Source organism: Rhizobacter sp. P2_H2 (assembly GCF_056403375.1).
Map to the genome: position 1 here is coordinate 1 of NZ_JBFUFP010001841.1, position 532 is coordinate 532.

Here is a 532-nt window from a genome sequence, read left to right on the forward strand (position 1 = left end):
CCGCCGGTCAGCGTGAAGCCGGCATCGCGCAGCGCGGACGCCAGTTCCGGCAGCCCGCTCTCGATGAGTTGGCGGGTGCTGGCCATGTCGGCACCGAAATCGACCTGCGCCTGCGTGCCGTCGATCGCGATCTGCACCGAGATCGGGCCCATCTCGGCCGGGTTCAGGTGCAGTTCGGCCTGCTGCACGCCGTCGGCGGCCAGCACGCTGACCTGCACGCCCAGCGATTGCGTGAATTCCGGCGCATCCACCGGCGTCGGCAGCTGGACGACGGTCGGGGCCTCCGCCGGCGCGCTCGGTGCCGTGGCGGCCAGCCCGGCGGCCAGCAGTGCTCCGCTGGCCGGCGCGGCATCGGTGCGCGCGCTGTCCGACGCGCCATGCACCTGGGCCGCGACCTCGCGGAACGACGCGGTTTTCTCGGCCGCTTCGGCCAGCAGCCTCGCCGCCGGTGCATCGGCCCCRGCCCCGCCCGTTTGCGCGGCACGGTCGGCGCGCGCACCGGGCGCTTCGCCACCGGCGCCCAGCCGGCGCG

At 75.5% G+C, this 532-nt stretch carries 1 protein-coding gene; it reads right to left on the reverse strand.

Annotated features, from left to right (window positions below; genetic code table 11):
* The coding region (locus AC1D15_RS36530) for a flagellar hook-length control protein FliK (RefSeq protein WP_477829937.1) at positions 1-532 on the reverse strand (532 nt) is incomplete at both ends.